Annotated in this window: 15 protein-coding genes; 8 read left to right on the top strand and 7 right to left on the bottom strand. The window is 72.6% G+C overall.

Translation table 11 applies throughout. From position 1 onward, the window contains the following. The first annotated feature begins 3 nt into the window (after window positions 1-3). The 6 genes from panD (at window position 4) to EUA93_RS04135 (ending at window position 4,786) form a co-directional block, all read left to right on the top strand. Window positions 4-420 carry an aspartate 1-decarboxylase gene (gene panD, locus EUA93_RS04160; RefSeq protein WP_129398980.1) on the top strand — a complete coding sequence of 139 codons (417 nt, stop codon included), beginning with the start codon at window positions 4-6 and terminating at the stop codon, window positions 418-420. Between the two features lie 9 nt (window positions 421-429). After that, window positions 430-2,100, top strand: coding sequence for an L-aspartate oxidase (locus EUA93_RS04155; protein WP_129398978.1), 1,671 nt, complete (start codon window positions 430-432; stop codon window positions 2,098-2,100). Continuing rightward, window positions 2,097-2,999 (top strand): carboxylating nicotinate-nucleotide diphosphorylase, encoded by a 903-nt coding sequence (gene nadC / locus EUA93_RS04150; RefSeq protein ID WP_129398976.1) that lies wholly within the window; start codon window positions 2,097-2,099, stop codon window positions 2,997-2,999. Before EUA93_RS04155 ends, nadC begins: the two co-directional genes overlap by 4 nt. Then, window positions 2,996-3,766 carry a type III pantothenate kinase gene (locus EUA93_RS04145; RefSeq protein WP_129398974.1) on the top strand — a complete coding sequence of 257 codons (771 nt, stop codon included), beginning with the start codon at window positions 2,996-2,998 and terminating at the stop codon, window positions 3,764-3,766. Before nadC ends, EUA93_RS04145 begins: the two co-directional genes overlap by 4 nt. A gap of 111 nt (window positions 3,767-3,877) precedes the next feature. Continuing rightward, a complete protein-coding gene (locus tag EUA93_RS04140) occupies window positions 3,878-4,207 on the top strand; it encodes a histone-like nucleoid-structuring protein Lsr2 (protein WP_129398972.1) in 330 nt (109 codons plus the stop codon). Window positions 4,208-4,210: 3 nt separating this feature from the next. Next, entirely contained in the window at window positions 4,211-4,786 is a 576-nt protein-coding gene (locus EUA93_RS04135; protein WP_129398970.1) for a basic secretory protein-like protein, read from the top strand. Between the two features lie 4 nt (window positions 4,787-4,790). Here EUA93_RS04135 and EUA93_RS04130 read toward each other — a convergent pair whose 3' ends face one another. The 3 genes from EUA93_RS04130 to EUA93_RS04120 form a co-directional block, all read right to left on the bottom strand. Then, window positions 4,791-5,585: an ABC transporter ATP-binding protein gene (locus tag EUA93_RS04130; RefSeq protein ID WP_129398968.1), complete on the bottom strand. Its 795-nt coding sequence runs from the start codon at window positions 5,583-5,585 to the stop codon at window positions 4,791-4,793. After that, the gene (locus EUA93_RS04125) at window positions 5,582-6,652 is read right to left on the bottom strand and encodes a taurine ABC transporter substrate-binding protein (protein WP_129398966.1); all 1,071 of its coding nucleotides are present in this window, start codon (window positions 6,650-6,652) and stop codon (window positions 5,582-5,584) included. The genes EUA93_RS04130 and EUA93_RS04125 overlap by 4 nt, the downstream gene beginning before the upstream one ends. 99 nt (window positions 6,653-6,751) lie before the next feature. Continuing rightward, window positions 6,752-7,633 (bottom strand): ABC transporter permease subunit, encoded by an 882-nt coding sequence (locus EUA93_RS04120; protein WP_129398964.1) that lies wholly within the window; start codon window positions 7,631-7,633, stop codon window positions 6,752-6,754. Between the two features lie 215 nt (window positions 7,634-7,848). Here EUA93_RS04120 and EUA93_RS04115 point away from each other — a divergent pair, with 215 nt between their 5' ends. Beyond that, window positions 7,849-10,446 carry an ATP-dependent Clp protease ATP-binding subunit gene (locus tag EUA93_RS04115; RefSeq protein WP_129398962.1) on the top strand — a complete coding sequence of 866 codons (2,598 nt, stop codon included), beginning with the start codon at window positions 7,849-7,851 and terminating at the stop codon, window positions 10,444-10,446. Window positions 10,447-10,466: 20 nt separating this feature from the next. On the opposite strand, the gene EUA93_RS04110 is transcribed toward EUA93_RS04115, so the two are convergent. Beyond that, window positions 10,467-11,348 (bottom strand): HhH-GPD family protein, encoded by an 882-nt coding sequence (locus tag EUA93_RS04110; protein WP_129398960.1) that lies wholly within the window; start codon window positions 11,346-11,348, stop codon window positions 10,467-10,469. An 83-nt stretch (window positions 11,349-11,431) separates the two neighbouring features. On the opposite strand from EUA93_RS04110, the gene EUA93_RS04105 reads away from it, so the two are divergent. Then, entirely contained in the window at window positions 11,432-12,265 is an 834-nt protein-coding gene (locus tag EUA93_RS04105; RefSeq protein ID WP_129398958.1) for a hypothetical protein, read from the top strand. A 104-nt stretch (window positions 12,266-12,369) separates the two neighbouring features. Here EUA93_RS04105 and disA read toward each other — a convergent pair whose 3' ends face one another. From disA to EUA93_RS04090, 3 genes are all read right to left on the bottom strand, one after another. Next, a complete protein-coding gene (disA, locus tag EUA93_RS04100; protein ID WP_129398956.1) occupies window positions 12,370-13,452 on the bottom strand; it encodes a DNA integrity scanning diadenylate cyclase DisA in 1,083 nt (360 codons plus the stop codon). A 125-nt stretch (window positions 13,453-13,577) separates the two neighbouring features. After that, on the bottom strand, window positions 13,578-14,975 hold the full coding sequence (gene radA, locus EUA93_RS04095; RefSeq protein ID WP_129398954.1) for a DNA repair protein RadA: 1,398 nt from the start codon (window positions 14,973-14,975) through the stop codon (window positions 13,578-13,580). A 42-nt stretch (window positions 14,976-15,017) separates the two neighbouring features. Further along, the gene (locus EUA93_RS04090) at window positions 15,018-15,785 is read right to left on the bottom strand and encodes an ankyrin repeat domain-containing protein (protein ID WP_207208599.1); all 768 of its coding nucleotides are present in this window, start codon (window positions 15,783-15,785) and stop codon (window positions 15,018-15,020) included. Window positions 15,786-16,042: the final 257 nt, after the last annotated feature.

Raw genomic sequence — 16,042 nt, 5'->3', positions numbered from 1 at the left:
CCGATGCTGCGCACCATGATGAAGTCCAAGATCCACCGGGCCACCGTCACCCAGGCCGACCTGCACTACGTCGGGTCGGTGACCGTCGACCAGGACCTCCTCGACGCCGCCGACCTCCTCGCCGGCGAGCTCGTCCACATCGTCGACGTCACCAACGGCGCCCGCCTCGAGACCTACACCATCGCCGGCGAGCGCGGCTCCGGGGTGATCGGCATCAACGGCGCGGCCGCCCGTCTCGTGCACCCCGGCGACGTCGTCATCCTCATCGGCTACGGCCAGATGGAGACGGCCGAGGCCAGGGAGCACCAGCCCCACGTCGTCTTCGTGGACGCCGACAACAAGATCATGGGCACCGGCTTCGACCCCGCCGAGACGTTCGGGGACCCGTCACTGTCCCGGGGCGACCTCGTCACTCGATAGCCTGCACGGATGACCACCCACCGGCCGGTCCCGGGTCGCCTGCGGGCCCCCGCACCCGGGTGGACCACCCGCACGGACGTGGTGGTGGTGGGGTCCGGCATCGCCGGGCTCACCGCTGCCCTGCGCATCCACGCGGCTGATCCCTCGCTCCACCTCACCGTCGTCACCAAGGACGTCCTCGCGGCCGGCTCGACCCAGTGGGCCCAGGGCGGCATCGCTGCCGCGCTCGGCCCGGGCGACACCCCCGAGCAGCACGAGCGCGACACCCTCGTCGCCGGCGCAGGTGCCTGCGACGTCGAGGCCGTCCGGGTCCTGGTGACCGAGGGCCCCGACGCGGTCCGCGAGCTCATCGCCCTCGGCACCCAGTTCGACCACCACCCCGACGGCGAGCTGTCGCTGACCCGCGAGGGCGGTCACCACCGCGACCGCATCGCCCACGCCGGTGGGGACGCGACCGGGGCCGAGATCCAGCGCGCCCTGATCGCGGCGGTCGAGCGGGCACCCGAGATCGAGGTGATCCAGCACGCGCTCGCGGTCGACCTGCTCCGCGCGGCCGACGGCGGCGTCGCGGGGCTGACCCTCCACGTGCTCGGCGAGGGTCAGCTCGACGGCGTCGGCGCCGTGCACTGCCGGGCCGTGGTGCTCGCCTCCGGCGGCCTCGGCCAGGTCTTCAGCCAGTCCACCAACCCGAGCGTCTCCACCGGCGACGGGATGGCCCTCGCGATGCGGGCCGGCGCGCGGGTGCGCGACCTGGAGTTCGTGCAGTTCCACCCGACCGTGATGTGGCTCGGCCCCGACTCGCAGGGCCAGCAGCCGCTGATCTCCGAGGCCGTCCGCGGTGAGGGCGCGTTCCTCGTCGACTTCGAGGGCGACCGCTTCATGCTCGGCCAGCACGAGCTCGCCGACCTCGCCCCGCGCGACGTGGTCGCCAAGGCGATCACGCGTCGGATGATCGAGACCGGCAAGCCGCACATGTGGCTCGACGCGCGCCACCTGGGTGCCGAGTTCTGGGAGCGCCGGTTCCCGACGATCCTCCGGGTCTGCCGCGAGCACGGCGTCGACCCGGTGACCGACCTGATCCCGGTCGCACCCGCCCAGCACTACGAGTCCGGCGGCGTCGCCACCGACCTGTGGGGGCGTACGACGGTCCCCGGTCTCTACGCGACCGGCGAGGTCGCCTGCTCCGGGGTGCACGGCGCCAACCGGCTGGCGTCCAACTCGCTGCTCGAGGGGCTGGTGTTCTCCCGCCGCATCGCCGAGGTGCTGCCGGGCGAGCTGCGCGCCCGGGCCGAGCCGGCCCTGGACGACCGGCCCGAGGGCCTGGTCTCCGGCGATCGCCGGCGCGCGATGCAGGAGGTGATGACGTCGAGGGTCGGCGTGCTGCGGCAGGCCGACGGCCTCGCCGAGGCGCTCGCGCTCCTCACCACCGTCGACCCGGGCGAGGCCGCCGCCGGTCCGGCCGCGTGGGAGACCACCAACCTGCTGACGATCAGCACCGCGCTCGCCGAGGCCGCCTCCCTGCGCACCGAGACCCGCGGGTCGCACTGGCGCGAGGACTTCCCCGACCGCGACGACTCGAGGGCGGGACACATCGACTCGTGGCTGGTCGACGGCACCGTGCACAACGTCTGGGACCACGCACCCTCGACCGACCCGTCGACCGCCGGGGTGCCGGCATGACGAGCTGGGACGACGTGCCCCCCGAGCTGCGCGAGGAGATCGAGGCGGCCGGGCTCGACCCCGACCAGGTGTGGGACAAGCTCGTCGAGGCCTTCGAGGAGGACCTCCCCGGGGAGCCGCGCGTGGACCCGACCAGCGAGTCGACGATCCCAGGGGACGAGCGTGCCGAGGCGGTCTTCGGCGCCCGTGAGGACGGCGTGGTGGCGGGCCTCGCCGTCGCCGCCGTCGCGTTCTTCATGGCCGGCGCCGACGCGACGATCACCGACCGCCTCCCCGACGGCACCCGCGTCGCGAGCGGCGACGTGGTCATGCGGGTCACCGGCCGGACCCAGCGGATGCTGGTCGCCGAGCGCACCGCGCTCAACCTCGCGAGCCACCTCTCCGGCATCGCCACCGCGACCGCGCGCTGGGTCGACGCGCTCGAGGGCTCGCCGACGCGCGTGCTCGACACCCGCAAGACGCTGCCGGGCCTGCGCGCGCTGCAGAAGTACGCCGTCCGTTGCGGTGGCGGGGTCAACCACCGCTCCTCGCTCCAGGACATGGCGATGGTCAAGGACAACCACGTCGTCGCGGCCGGGGGCGTGCTGCCGGCGCTCGAGGCGATCCGGGGTCGCCACCCCGGCCTCCCGGTGGAGGTCGAGGTGACCACCCTCGACCAGCTCGAGGAGCTGCTCGCGCTCCCGGAGCCGCCCGAGCGGGTCCTGCTCGACAACATGGACGACGCGACGATGGCCGAGGCCGTACGCCGCACAGCGGGACGGGTGCCGTTGGAGGCCAGCGGCGGGATCACCCTCGAGCGCGCCGCCCGGATCGGCGCCACCGGGGTCGACTTCGTGTCGGTCGGGGCGCTCACCCACTCCGTGAAGGTCTTCGACCTCGGCATGGACCTGCTGTCATGACCCTCCTCGCCGTCGACATCCGCAACACCCACACCTTCCTCGGCCTGCTCGACGGCGAGGACGTCACCGACCACTGGCGGGTCAGCTCGCTGGAGGGGCGCACGGCCGACGAGTGGTCGGTGCTGCTGCTCGGGCTCCTGGGCGACCGGGTCGACGACGTCGACGGGATCGCGCTCTGCTCGACGGTCCCGGCCGTCCTGCACGAGTGGCGCGAGATGCTCGCGCGCGAGCTCGGCGACGTGACGGCGATCGTGGTGGAGCCCGGCGTGAAGACCGGCATTCCCGTGCTGATGGACAATCCGCGCGAGGTCGGCGCCGACCGGATCGTGAACGCCCTCGCAGCTGCGTCGCTGCACGGAGGTCCGGCCATCGTCGTCGACTTCGGGACCGCCACGACGTTCGACGTCGTGAATGCCAAGGGCCAGTACGTCGGCGGGGCGATCTCGCCCGGCATCGAGACGTCCCTCGACGCGCTCGGGCGACGGGGGGCCCAGCTGCGCAAGGTGGAGCTGGCCCGGCCCCGGTCGGTGATCGCGAAGAACACGGTCGAGGCACTCCAGAGCGGCATGGTGTTCGGCGTCGCCGCGCAGGTCGAGGGCCTCGTCGCCCGGATGATCGCCGAGCTCGGAGAACCCGCCGAGAGCGTCACGGTGATCTCCACCGGACACCTCGCTGCCTTGCTCGTCGACGACTGCTCGAGTTTCACCGTGCATTCCCCGTGGTTGACCCTCCAGGGTTTGCGGCTGGTCTTCGAGCGCAATTCCTGAAAAGGAATCCTTGACATATTTCCGGGCTTTTCTGGAAATCGCCCGCATTCTGATTCAATGCTGCAATCCGCGTTTTCCCCCAAGAACGCAACAGCTGAAAAGGAATCCCCCATGGCACAGAAGGTCAACATCGTCCTGGTCGACGACCTCGACGGCACCGAAGCCACCGAGACCGTCACGTTCGGCCTCGACGGAACGACGTACGAGATCGACCTCAACGACGCCAACGCCTCGGCCCTCCGCGAGGCCCTCAGCGGCTACGTCGGCCACGCGCGCAAGGTCACCGGCGGAGCCCGCCGCGGCCGCAAGGCAGCCGCCTCCTCGTCCTCGTCCTCCAACACCAAGGACGTGCGTGAGTGGGCCAAGGACCAGGGCATGGAGGTCTCCGAGCGCGGCCGCATCTCGGCCGACGTGCAGCAGGCCTACGACGCCGCGCACTGACGGGTGCCGCGTCCGGAGTGGCCCGGGGCCGACCCGGGCCACCTGGCCGGACGTCGGCGCCGTTCGGCCATCAGGCGCTGGGCCAACGGCGTCGTCGCCGAGCACGGCCGGGCCGTCGCCGACGTGATGGGCCTCGAGCCGGCCCGTGTCCTGGTGGTGGTCTCGCGGCGCCCGGGCATCGCCGTCACCGGCGGTCGCGTGATCCGGCTGCACGAGCCGTGGTTCGCGGAGCACCCCGACGACGCCGGCTGCGTCGTCCACGAGCTCTCCCACGCCTACCTCCTGCCCCGCGAGCGGTCCGAGCGCACGCTCTGGCTGATCGAGGGGCTCGCCGACCTGGTCCGCAACAGGCTCGGCCTCGGTGCCGACGGCTCCCCGTCACGGGTCGAGCCCGGCGCCGCCCTCTGCGGCTACCAGCCCTCTGCCCACTTCCTCGCGTGGGTGGAGGAGCAGAGCCCCGGCACCGTCGTCGCCCTGTCCCACCGCCTGCGGGAGGGTGCGTACGACCCCTCCCGCTTCACCGTCGACGGCCGCGGGCTCGACGACCTGGTCCGCGACTACGAGGCCGCGCACGCGTAGGCCCTCAGGCGACGTCGGCGTAGATGGCGCGGCGCACGTCCGCGGTCAGGTCGGCGTACTCGGGCAGCGAGCGGATCTCCTCGACCGGCACGCTCTGCCCGTCGCGGCCGAACCGCGCCGGTGCGTCGAAGACGATCCGGCCCGGCCGGGGGCTCATCACGAGCACCCGCGACCCCAGGTAGACCGCCTCGTCGACACTGTGCGTGATGAACAGGACCGTCTTGCCGGTCTCGCGCCAGATCTGGAGGAGCTCGCCCTGCAGCCGCTCGCGGGTCAGGGCGTCGAGGGCGCCGAACGGCTCGTCCATCAGCACGATGTCGGGATCGCCGGCCAGCACGCGGGCGATCTGGCAGCGCTGCTGCATGCCGCCCGAGAGCTCGTAGGGTCGGTGGTCGGCGAAGTCGGCCAGACCGACCATCTCGAGGTAGTGGTCGGTCCTGGCCCTCCGCTCGGCCGCCGGCACGCGCTGGAAGCGGGGTCCCACCTCGACGTTGCGGCGCACGCTGAGCCACGGGAACAGGGTCGGCTGCTGGAAGACGACCCCGCGCTCGTGCCCCGGTCCCTGCACGGCCTCGCCCGAGACGGTGACCGATCCGCTGCTCGGCTCGGTGAAGCCGGCCAGGATCCGGAGCAGCGTGGTCTTGCCGCAGCCGGAGGGTCCCGCGAGGGTGACGAACTCGCCGGGCGCGATGTCGAGGGTCGTGGCCGCGAGCGCCGGCAGCGACTCGCCGCCGACGTCGAAGCTCTTGGCGACCGCGTCGAGCGAGATCGACCGGTCGTGGCCGGCGCGGGACGTCACTGGGCCACCGAGCCGGCAGGCCGCGCGTCGACGTGCGAGGCGTAGTCCTGCTTGCTCCCCACGGCCTCGATGCCACCCTGCTCCAGCAGGAAGGAGGCCGTGGTGTGCAGGTCGTCGGCGAGCTTGCCGCCGAGGTAGTCCGGCCCGGCCTGGGTGGCGGCGTCGAGGAAGGTGAGCCCGTCGAACTGGGGCAGCACGTCCGCGGGCTCGATGCCGAGCACGACGGCGACCGACTCGGCGGCGGTCTCCGGGTCGTCCTGGATCATCGACACCGCGTAGTCCTGGGCCTTGGCCCACTGGTCCATGAACGCGGTGTTGGCCTCGGCGAACGCGGCGTCGACCGTGCCGACGTCGAAGGTCGGTCGACCGGCCTCGGCGGTGTCGGCGCTGGAGAGGATGCGGGTGCCGCCGTCGTCGATGAGCTGGCTCTGCGTCGGGTCCCAGACCCAGGCCGCGTCGATCTGGTCGCCCTGCCAGGCGCCGGCCATCTTCTCGGGGTCGAGGTTGATGACCTTGACGTCCTTGTCGGGGTCGAGGCCCTCCTCGATCAGCGCCTGAAGGAGCGAGTAGTGGGCGGTGCTGCTGAACGGTACGGCGATCGTGGCGCCGCGCAGGCCGGCCAGGTCGGTGACGGCGGGGTCCTTGGCGATCAGCGACTCCGCGTCGCCGATGACGTCGTGGATCCACACCACGTCGAGGTCGACGTCGGCGTTGGTGGGCTCGGAGGAGGCGATGGTCGCGGGCGAGGAGCCCATCAGGCCGAGGTCGACCTCGCCGGCGCCGTAGTAGCCGACGACGTCGCCACCCGACGCGGCCTGGACCCAGGTGATCGTGGCGTTGGGCATGCACGCCTCGAGCAGGCCCAGGTCCTTGACCACGACGTCGCCGTTGGGGATCGCCTGCCAGGCGATCCTGGCCTCGGTGTCGATCGACTCGTCCGGGGTCCACGGGCAGGCCGACTCCTCCGGGGCGGCGCTGCTCGACCGGCCGGACTCGACGCAGCCGGTGAGGCCGATCGCGAGGCAGGCGGTGGTGGCGGCCGCGGCGAGGGTGCGGAAGTGGTGCATCGGGTTCTCCTGGAGGTGGGGGTGGATCGGGCTGGACTCGGGGATGGAGCTGGGATGTAGCGGGGATGGAGCGGTGACAGGCGCGGGACGGCCCGGCGGTCAGGCCTTGCCGCGCCAGGGCACGAGGGCGCGCTCGAGCGCCTTGAGGCCGAGGTCGAGGACGATGGCGGCGAGGCCGATCACGAAGATGCAGGCCACGACGAGGTCGCTGCGCAGCTGCTCGCCGGCGAGGTAGGCGAGGCCGCCGATGCCGGGGATGCCGTTGGCGATCTCGGCGGCCACGACGGTGGTCCAGGCGAACCCGGTCGCGACCCGGATGCCGGTCAGGACGTCGGGGAGCGTGGAGGGCAGCACGACGGCCCACAGCGTCTGCGCGCGGCGGGCGCCGAGGCTGAGCGCGGCGTTGACCTGGTCCTCCCGCACGCCGCGGACGCTGGCCATGGTCGCCATCGTGATCGGCGGGAACGCGGCCAGGAACAGCAGCCACACCTTGGAGGTGTCGCCGATGCCGAACCAGACGATGAGCAGGCCGATGTAGGCCAGCGGGGGCAGCGAGCGCAGGAAGTTGAGGTAGGGCTCCAGCAGGGTGCCGACGAACGTGGTCCCCATGACCAGGCCGAGCGGCACGCCGACGAGGATGCCGCCGCCGACGCCTGCGGCGATGCGCTGGAGGCTCGCGACCAGGTGCTCCCAGAGGTAGTAGTTCTGCTCGCCCCGCACGATCCGGTCCGACCCCGCACTCACCGGGTGGTCGGAGTTGGCGCGCACGAAGGCGTCCCACACGTCGCCGGGGGAGGGCAGGAACAGCGGGCGGACGAGCCCCGCGCGGGTGACGGCCCACCAGGCGGCCAGCAGCACGCCGAAGGTGGTCACGTGCAGGGCCGTACGACGGACGCGTCCGCGCCGCGCCGCTCGACGGCGGGTGTCGGCGACGTCGCGGTCACGGGGCGCGGCGCGCTGCAGGGTCGGGGTGAGGCTCATCAGACGTCCTTCGAGTGGTGGAGCACAGTCCCGAGAGCATAAGCGTACTGAATTACTACACTTAAGGACGACCGGGGGTCGGCTCCGTTCGCTGTGAGCGGACGGGCTCGTGCTGAGCGAGGGAACACGTAGGCTGATGTCGGGCGTTGAGCCCAGTGTTCGTGCTCCCGTCCCGGCGGGGGGCCAGCGGACCACGCAGACGTAGAGGAGCGCACATGTTCGAGCGGTTCACCGACCGAGCCCGGCGAGTTGTCGTGCTGGCCCAGGAAGAGGCCCGCATGCTCTCCCACAACTACATCGGGACCGAGCACATCCTGCTCGGCCTCATCCACGAGGGCGAGGGCGTCGCCGCCAAGGCCCTCGAGTCCCTCGACATCTCCCTGGAGGCCGTGCGCGCCCAGGTCGAGGAGATCATCGGCCAGGGCCAGCAGGCCCCGTCTGGCCACATCCCGTTCACGCCCCGCGCCAAGAAGGTGCTCGAGCTCTCGCTCCGCGAGGCGCTCCAGCTGGGTCACTCCTACATCGGCACCGAGCACATCCTGCTCGGCCTGATCCGGGAGGGCGAGGGCGTCGCGGCCCAGGTCCTGCAGAAGCTCGGCGCCGACCTCAACCGGGTCCGCCAGCAGGTCATCCAGCTGCTCAGCGGCTTCCAGGGCAAGGAGTCGGCCGCGGCCGGCGCCGCGACCACCGGCTCCGGTGGCGAGGCCCCGTCCAGCTCGCTGGTCCTCGACCAGTTCGGCCAGAACCTCACCCAGGCCGCCCGCGAGGGCAAGCTCGACCCGGTCATCGGGCGCGAGCAGGAGATCGAGCGCGTGATGCAGATCCTGTCGCGCCGCACGAAGAACAACCCCGTCCTCATCGGCGAGCCGGGCGTCGGCAAGACCACGATCGTGGCCGGCCTGGCGCAGGACATCGTCAAGGGCAACGTGCCCGAGACGCTGAAGGACAAGCAGATCTACACGCTCGACCTCGGCGCGCTCGTCGCCGGCTCGCGCTACCGCGGTGACTTCGAGGAGCGCCTCAAGAAGGTGCTCAAGGAGATCCGCACCCGCGGCGACATCGTGCTGTTCATCGACGAGATCCACACCCTCGTCGGTGCCGGTGCGGCCGAGGGCGCGATCGACGCCGCCAGCATCCTCAAGCCGATGCTGGCCCGTGGTGAGCTGCAGACCATCGGCGCCACCACCCTGGACGAGTACCGCAAGTACCTCGAGAAGGACGCCGCGCTCGAGCGCCGCTTCCAGCCGATCCAGGTGCAGGAGCCCTCGATCGCGCACACGATCGAGATGCTCAAGGGCCTGCGCGACCGCTACGAGGCGCACCACCGCGTCACGATCACCGACGAGGCCCTGGTCTCCGCGGCGACGCTGGCCGACCGCTACATCTCCGACCGGTTCCTGCCGGACAAGGCCATCGACCTCATCGACGAGGCCGGTTCGCGACTGCGCATCCGCCGGATGACCGCACCGCCGGACCTGCGCGAGTACGACGACAAGATCGGCGACGTGCGCCAGCGCAAGGAGGCCGCCATCGACGGGCAGGACTTCGAGGCCGCGGCCCGCCTGCGCGACGAGGAGAAGCAGCTCTCCGCCCGCCGTGCCGAGCGTGAGAAGCAGTGGCGCGCCGGCGACCTCGACGAGATCGCCGAGGTCGACGAGGAGCTGATCGCCGAGGTCCTGGCCGTGGCCACGGGCATCCCGATCGTCAAGCTCTCCGAGGAGGAGTCCACCCGTCTGCTCAAGATGGAGGACGAGCTCCACAAGCGCGTCATCGGCCAGGAGGACGCCGTCCGGGCCCTCTCCCGCGCCATCCGTCGTACGCGTGCGGGCCTGAAGGACCCGAAGCGTCCCGGTGGGTCGTTCATCTTCGCCGGCCCCTCGGGCGTCGGCAAGACGTGGCTGTCGAAGACGCTCGCGGAGTTCCTCTTCGGCGACGAGGACGCGCTCATCCAGCTCGACATGAGCGAGTTCTCCGAGAAGCACACCGTGTCGCGCCTCTTCGGCTCGCCCCCCGGCTACGTCGGCTACGAGGAGGGCGGCCAGCTCACCGAGAAGGTGCGGCGCAAGCCGTTCTCGGTGGTCCTGTTCGACGAGGTCGAGAAGGCGCACCCCGACATCTTCAACAGCCTGTTGCAGATCCTCGAGGAAGGCCGGCTGACCGACTCCCAGGGTCGGGTCGTCGACTTCAAGAACACCGTCATCATCATGACGACCAACCTCGGCTCGCGAGACATCGCCAAGAGCGTGAACCTCGGCTTCGGTGCCGTGGGCGCGGACGCGGCGGGCTCCTACGAGCGGATGAAGAGCAAGGTCTCGGAGGAGCTCAAGCAGCACTTCCGCCCCGAGTTCCTCAACCGTGTCGACGAGATCGTGGTGTTCCCGCCGCTGTCGCAGGAGCAGATCGTCGCGATGGTCGACAACATGATCGCTGCCGTCGAGCTGCGTCTGAAGGACCGCGACATGTCCCTCGAGCTCACCCAGCCGGCCAAGGCACTGCTGGCCGAGCGCGGCTTCGACCCGGTGCTCGGTGCTCGTCCGCTGCGCCGCACCGTGCAGCGCGAGATCGAGGACGTGCTCGCCGAGAAGATGCTGTTCGGCGAGGTCGGCCCGGGGCAGATCGTCCTGGTCGACGTCGAGGGCGAGGGTCCGGCCGCGAAGTTCACCTTCCTCGGCCAGAAGAACTCGGCCGTTCCCGACATGCCGCCGTTCGAGACCGCCGACCTGGTGATCGAGCCGCAGCGTGACGACGAGGGCAACCTCGAGGGACCGGACGACACCGAGGGACCGGTCGACGTCCCGCGCGACCCGGCCTGACGTTCAGCCAGATCGCCTGATCACCCCGGGAGCGCCCAGCGCCCCGGGGTGATCTGCGTCAGGAGGCCGTCGTCGACCAGGCCGGCGAGGCACCGCTCGCGCTGCTCGGCCTGCGGCCACGCGGCCTCGGCCTGGGCCGCGGTCACCGACGACTGCTCGCGGGCGAGGGCCATGATCCGGCCGCGGCACTGCCGGTCGGTGCCGGCCCAGGCCTGCCCGCGGCGCGGCGGACCGTCGTACGCGGGGAAGCCGGCGCCACGCCACGCGCACATCTCGCTGACGGGGCAGGCGTCGCACGAGGGCTGGCGAGCCGTGCACACGAGCGCGCCGAGCTCCATCGTCGCGACCGCCCACGTGGCGGCGGTGGCGTCGTCGTCGGGCAGCAGGGCGGTGGCGACGTCCCGCTCGGCCCGCGTGACGGCCGGCGCCGGGAACTCGCGCCCGGACACCGCACGGACGAGCACCCGCCGGACGTTGGTGTCGAGGACCACGTGCCGCTGGCCGAAGGCGAAGCTCGCGATGGCCGAGGCGGTGTAGTCGCCGACGCCCGGCAGCGCCAGCAGGTCGTCGTACGACGCCGGGACCTCGCCGCCGTGACGCTCGACGATCGCGGTGGCGGCGGCGTGCAGCCGCAGGGCGCGGCGCGGGTAGCCGAGACGGCCCCACATGCGCACGGCCTCGCCCGTGGGCTCGTCGGCGAGGTCGGCCGGGGTGGGCCAGCGCTCCAGCCACAGCGCGTGGACGGGGAGGACGCGGGCGACCGGGGTCTGCTGGAGCATGAGCTCGCTGACCATCACCGACCACGGCGTGGCCTCGAGCCCGCGCCAGGGCAGGTCGCGCGCGTGGTCGTCGTACCAGTCGAGCACGGCGTCGTGCAGCGCGGCGGGAGAGGGGGAGTCCATCGCGGCGATCCTAGGCAACGCCGAGTGGGGGTGGCCCGGTGCGCCTCCGCCGAGACGGGGCGCCGGCTCCCTAGCCTGACACCATGCCGACGAACGTCCGACCCCGCGGGCCGCTGCCGGCCCGGGTCTACTGGACCCGTCGGCTCGTCGTGCTCGGCATCCCGCTCGTGCTCGTCGTCGTGCTCGCCCGGATGCTCGGCGGCTCGTCCGACGCCACCGACGCGGCCGGGGACAGGGCTACGCAGGCCGGGGCGAGCATCGAGCCCACCCCGACCCCGACCGCCGGGCCGACGGCCGGTGCGCCCACGGGCGGGAACGGCAAGGGGAAGAAGAACAAGAACAAGAACCAGCAGCAGGAGACCGCGCCCCCGGAGCCGGTCCTGGCCGAGCCGTCCGGGCCGTGCACCGACTCCGACATCGTCGCCACGCCTGCGCTCACGCAGGTCCCCGGTGGTGCCGACGTCGCGCTGACGGTCAACCTGCGCACAGTCGTCACCGAGGCATGCACGTGGCAGGCCTCGCCGCAGACCCTGACGCTCACCATCACGTCGGGAGACGACTTCATCTGGAGCACCCGTGAGTGCCCGGCCGCGATCGCCGTCCAGGACGTCGTGGTCCGCCAGGCGGTCGACACCCCGGTCGTGGTGACCTGGTCCGCCCGCCGGTCGGACGAGGGCTGCACCCTGCGCACGGACTGGGCGATGCCGGGGTTCTACCACGCCGAGGCCGCTGCGCTCGGCGGCGAGGGCACCGACGTCCAGTTCGAGCTCGTTCCCCCGCAGCCGGGCGTCGTCACCGAGACCGCCAACCCCCAGCAGGGCGGCGCCAAGGGTGGCAAGGGCGGCAAGGGCGGCAAGAAGAACGGCGAGAGCTCGCACACCCCCGGCCAGGACGGCGCAGGCAACAGCGAGGGCTGAGTGCTCCCGCGCCCACGGCGTACACGTGTCCGGGATGTCGCCCCCCGCGACCCGGTCCGAGGGCAGCTCCTCGGACACGTGTGGGGGGTGGCGGGCTGCTCGGCTCAGATGTAGCGCTCGGTGATGCTGGACTCGGCCAGGCGGGAGAGGCCCTCGCGCACGGAGCGGGCGCGGAGCTCGCCGACGCCGTCGACGGCCTGCAGGTCGTCGATGCCGGCCGAGAGCAGCTGCTGGAGGCCACCGAAGTGGTCGACGAGACGGTCGACGACCGCGACCGGGAGGCGGGGGACCTTGGCGAGGAGCCGGTAGCCGCGGGGCGCGACGGCGGCGTCGAGGTGCTCGGCACCGCCGAGCCCGATCGCGCGGGCCACGGCGGCGGGGTCGACGAGCTCGGTCGAGGACAGCGCCTCGAGCTCGGCGAGGTGCGACTCGGGGCTGGCCTGGCGCCGCTTGCCGGAGGGGAGGTAGTCGCGCACGACGAGCTCGCGCTCGGCGTCGACCCCGGTGATGAGCTCCTCGAGCTGCAGCGAGAGCAGGCGGCCGTCGGTGCCGAGCTCGAGGACGTAGTCCTCGATCTCACGGGCGATCCGGGTGACCATCTCCAGGCGCTGGGCCACGACGGCGACGTCGCGGACCGTCACCAGGTCCTCGATCTCGAGCGCCGACAGCGTGGCGGAGACCTCGTCGAGGCGCAGCTTGTAGCGCTCGAGCGTGGCCAGGGCCTGGTTGGCGCGCGACAGGATCTTGCCGGAGTCCTCCAGGACGTGGCGGATGTCGCCGACGTAGGCCGCGATGATCTGCATCGACTGCGACACCGACACGACCGGGTGGCCGGTCTGCTTGGCGACCCGCTCGGCCGTGCGGTGGCGGGTGCCGGTCTCCTCGGAGGGGATCGTGTGGTCGGGCATCAGGTGCACGGCCGCGCGGTGGATGCGGGTGATGTCCTTGTCGACGACGATCGCGCCGTCCATCTTGGCCAGCTCGCGCAGCCCGGTCGCCGTGAACGGCACGTCGAGGGTGAAGCCGCCGGTCGAGATCGACTCGACCAGCTTGTCCTGGCCGAGCACGATCAGGGCGCCGGTGCGACCGCGCAGGATCCGCTCGAGGCCGTCGCGCAGCGGCGTACCGGGTGCGATCGAGGCGAGTGTTGCGCGCAGCCGAAGCTGCTCGTCGTTGCGCTCTGCCACCGATCCTCCGCGTGCTCAGTCCGTGCTCGTTCCGGGGGCACCCCCGTGCGCCCCCGGTGAAGTGTAGGGCGCCACACGCGTTCCGGCGGCTCCGTGACTGAGCCGTGACCTGCGGCTCGGCGCGCCTAGAGGGGCGGCGTCAGCTCGAGGGTCAGCAGCGCGCTGAAGACGTCGTCGACCTCGACCACCCGCAGCCCGTCGACCGTGCGCCGCGACGGGATGCCGCGCTCGCTCTCGAGCGGGCGCCCGCGCGGCACCACCGCCACCTTGAAGCCGAGCCGCGCCGCCTCGGCGACGCGCTGGGGCAGGTCGCGGACCCGTCGGAGCTCGCCGGCCAGCCCGATCTCGCCGATCGCGACCGCGCCCCGCGGTGCGGGCACGCCGAGGTGGGAGCTCGCCACCGCCACCGCGATGGCGAGGTCGGCGGCCGGGTCGTGGAGCTTGGCCCCGCCGACGGTCGCGACGAACGTGTCGCTGCCGGTGATCCGCAGGCGGGCATGGCGCTGGAGCACGGCGAGGACCATGTCGACGCGCGACGACTCGACCCCCGAGACCGTACGGCGAGGGCGCTCGAGCGGCGACGGGGTGAGGAGCGCCTGCACCTCGGCGAGCAACGGGCGCCGACCCTCCATCGTGACCGCGACGCAGGTGCCGGCGACGTCCTGGCTGTGGTGCTCGACGAAGAGGCCGGTGGGGTCGGTGACGGCCTGGATGCCCTCGGAGGACAGGTCGAAGCAGCCGACCTCGTCGACCGGGCCGTAGCGGTTCTTCATGGCGCGGACCATCCGGAAGCGTGAGTTGCGCTCGCCCTCGAAGTGGAGCACGACGTCGACGAGGTGCTCGAGCACACGGGGACCGGCGATCGAGCCGTCCTTGGTCACGTGGCCGACGATCATCGTGGTGATGTTGCGGGTCTTGGCGACCCGGATCAGCGCGGCGGCGACCTCCTTGACCTGGGTGACGCCGCCGGGGACGCCGTCGATGCCGGAGGCGCCGATGGTCTGGATCGAGTCGACGACGAGCAGCGTCGGGCGGACCTCCTCGATGTGGGTCAGCACCGCCCCGAGGTCGGTCTCGGCGGCGAGGAAGAGCTCGTCGTGGACGCCGCCGGTGCGGTCGGCGCGCAGGCGCACCTGGGCGGCCGACTCCTCACCGGTGACGTAGAGGGTGCGCTGGCGGGTGCGTGCGGTCTGCGCGGCGACCTCGAGCAGGAGCGTGCTCTTGCCGACGCCCGGCTCGCCGGCGAGCAGGATCGCGGCGCCGGGCACGAGCCCGCCGCCGAGCACGCGGTCGAGCTCGGGCACGCCGCTGGAGCGGGCGACCGACTCGGTGATCGGCACCTGCCCGATCGGGACGGCCGGGGTCGACACCGGCCCCGCGGCGGCGCGCAGCGTCGGCGCGCCGGCCTCGGCGACGGAGCCCCAGGCCTGGCACTCCCCGCAGCGGCCCACCCACTTGACGGTCTCCCACCCGCACTCGGTGCACCGGTAGGAGGAGCGCTGCCTCGGAGCCTTGGTCGACATGCGGCTCACGCTAGGCGAGGCCACCGACAGCCCGGCGGATGCTCACCGGGCGAGCAGCGCCGCGATCTCGTCGTACCCCCGGGCGCGCGCGTGCGCGAGCGCCGTCACGCCGTCGCGGTCGGGGATCGAGCGGTCGGCTCCCTGCTCCAGCAGGATCGCGACGATCCGCTGCCAGCGCTCGGTGCCCTCGCCGAGGACGACCGCCTCCAGCAGCGCGGTCCAGCCGAGGTCGTTGACGTGGTCGACGTCGACGGCGGTGTGCTGGAGCGCCCAGCGCACGTAGGCGACGTGGCCGCGCTCGGACGCCGGGATGATCGAGACGCCGCCGTAGCGGTTGCGCAGCGTCACGTCGGGGTCGAGCGGGAGCAGCAGCTGGCCCATCGCGACCGACCCCGTCACCCCGGTGACCAGCCACGGGGTGTCCTGCTGGACGTCGACCGCGTCGGGGTCGGCGCCGAGGCGGGCGAGCAGGTCGGCCACCTCCAGCCGGTCGTCGATGACCGCGAGCAGCAGCGGCGTACGGCGTCGCGCGTCGCGGACGTCGACCGGGGCACCGGCCCGGACGGCCAGCGCGGCTGCATCGGCGTCCCCGCGGGTCGCGGCGCGCAGCAGCTCGGCCCCCGGCTCGCGGACCGGGTCGTCGGCCCGGGCGAGGAGCCGGGCGAGCGAGGAGAGCCCGAGCTGCTCGGCGAGCTGCGAGGAGCCGGCAGCGTCGGCTCCGCCGGCCAGCAGCTCGCGCACGTCGGCGCGAGCGGCGGCCGGTTCGTTCTCGGCTGCCCGGACGGCCACGACCAGCGGGGGTTCGGTCACGTCGGGGACCTCCGAGGTGGACGAGGTGGACGAGGTGGGTGAGGTGGTCGTGGGGCTCGGGGTGGATGAGGGGGAGGGTGACGGGGCGGTGCCCGTGCCCGCCGAGCAGGCAGCCGTGGCCAGCAGCCCGACCACCGCCAGGCCCCGTCGGACAGCTCCTGCTCGCACCCGACGATCCTCCCAGCCCGACCAACCGTTCGGGCACCCCCACCGGTCCGGACCACGTTTCCACAGGGCGTGAGCCCGGCCTGTGGAGC

Origin of the sequence: Nocardioides oleivorans (assembly GCF_004137255.1) — a bacterium.
Classification (GTDB): domain Bacteria; phylum Actinomycetota; class Actinomycetes; order Propionibacteriales; family Nocardioidaceae; genus Nocardioides; species Nocardioides oleivorans.
The sequence above is the reverse complement of the archived record's forward strand: the minus strand, read 5'-3'. Positions and strand labels throughout refer to the sequence as shown.

What these genes read in the sequence shown, in the direction of transcription:
- nadC (WP_129398976.1), top strand. Translation starts at nt 2,097, where the DNA reads ATGACGAGCTGGGACGACGTGCCCCCCGAGCTGCGCGAGGAGATCGAG.
- EUA93_RS04125 (WP_129398966.1), bottom strand. Translation starts at nt 6,652, where the DNA reads ATGCACCACTTCCGCACCCTCGCCGCGGCCGCCACCACCGCCTGCCTC.
- EUA93_RS04140 (WP_129398972.1), top strand. Translation starts at nt 3,878, where the DNA reads ATGGCACAGAAGGTCAACATCGTCCTGGTCGACGACCTCGACGGCACC.
- EUA93_RS04115 (WP_129398962.1), top strand. Translation starts at nt 7,849, where the DNA reads ATGTTCGAGCGGTTCACCGACCGAGCCCGGCGAGTTGTCGTGCTGGCC.
- EUA93_RS04110 (WP_129398960.1), bottom strand. Translation starts at nt 11,348, where the DNA reads ATGGACTCCCCCTCTCCCGCCGCGCTGCACGACGCCGTGCTCGACTGG.
- EUA93_RS04120 (WP_129398964.1), bottom strand. Translation starts at nt 7,633, where the DNA reads ATGAGCCTCACCCCGACCCTGCAGCGCGCCGCGCCCCGTGACCGCGAC.
- EUA93_RS04105 (WP_129398958.1), top strand. Translation starts at nt 11,432, where the DNA reads ATGCCGACGAACGTCCGACCCCGCGGGCCGCTGCCGGCCCGGGTCTAC.
- EUA93_RS04155 (WP_129398978.1), top strand. Translation starts at nt 430, where the DNA reads ATGACCACCCACCGGCCGGTCCCGGGTCGCCTGCGGGCCCCCGCACCC.
- panD (WP_129398980.1), top strand. Translation starts at nt 4, where the DNA reads ATGCTGCGCACCATGATGAAGTCCAAGATCCACCGGGCCACCGTCACC.
- EUA93_RS04145 (WP_129398974.1), top strand. Translation starts at nt 2,996, where the DNA reads ATGACCCTCCTCGCCGTCGACATCCGCAACACCCACACCTTCCTCGGC.
- radA (WP_129398954.1), bottom strand. Translation starts at nt 14,975, where the DNA reads ATGTCGACCAAGGCTCCGAGGCAGCGCTCCTCCTACCGGTGCACCGAG.